Source organism: Serratia sp. EWG9, from assembly GCF_019913725.1.
GTDB classification, from domain to species: Bacteria; Pseudomonadota; Gammaproteobacteria; order Enterobacterales; family Enterobacteriaceae; genus Serratia; species Serratia ureilytica.
On record NZ_JADNRO010000027.1, the window covers coordinates 1 to 508 of the forward strand.

A 508-nucleotide genomic window follows, 5' to 3' on the forward strand; every position below is an offset into this window, starting at 1 on the left:
AGGGCGCTTACCACTTTGTGATTCATGACTGGGGTGAAGTCGTAACAAGGTAACCGTAGGGGAACCTGCGGTTGGATCACCTCCTTACCTAAAGATATTGATTCGAGTGGCGTGCTCACACAGATTGTCTGATAGAAAGTAACGAGCAGAAATACCTTTATAGGCTTGTAGCTCAGGTGGTTAGAGCGCACCCCTGATAAGGGTGAGGTCGGTGGTTCAAGTCCACTCAGGCCTACCACTTCTCGGAAGTGGAAAAGGTACTGCGCGTGACTGTATGGGGCTATAGCTCAGCTGGGAGAGCGCCTGCCTTGCACGCAGGAGGTCAGCGGTTCGATCCCGCTTAGCTCCACCATATAGTCCGGTATTCAATACTTCAGAGTATATTGGCGACAGTATGCTGCGAAGTATTTTGCTCTTTAACAATCTGGAACAAGCTGAAAATTGAAACATGACGGCTGAAATTTATCCCTCCGTAGATGTACTGGGATAAAGAGTAACCTGTCATAGA

Annotated in this window: 2 tRNA genes and 1 rRNA gene; all 3 read left to right on the forward strand. The window is 48.4% G+C overall.

Annotation, left to right across the window (positions count from 1 at the left end):
* Positions 1-87 (forward strand): 16S ribosomal RNA (locus tag ITX55_RS23875); the annotation flags it as partial.
* A gap of 74 nt (positions 88-161) precedes the next feature.
* Positions 162-238: transfer RNA gene (locus ITX55_RS23880), tRNA-Ile, on the forward strand.
* Between the two features lie 38 nt (positions 239-276).
* A tRNA-Ala gene (locus ITX55_RS23885) sits at positions 277-352 on the forward strand.
* Positions 353-508: the final 156 nt, after the last annotated feature.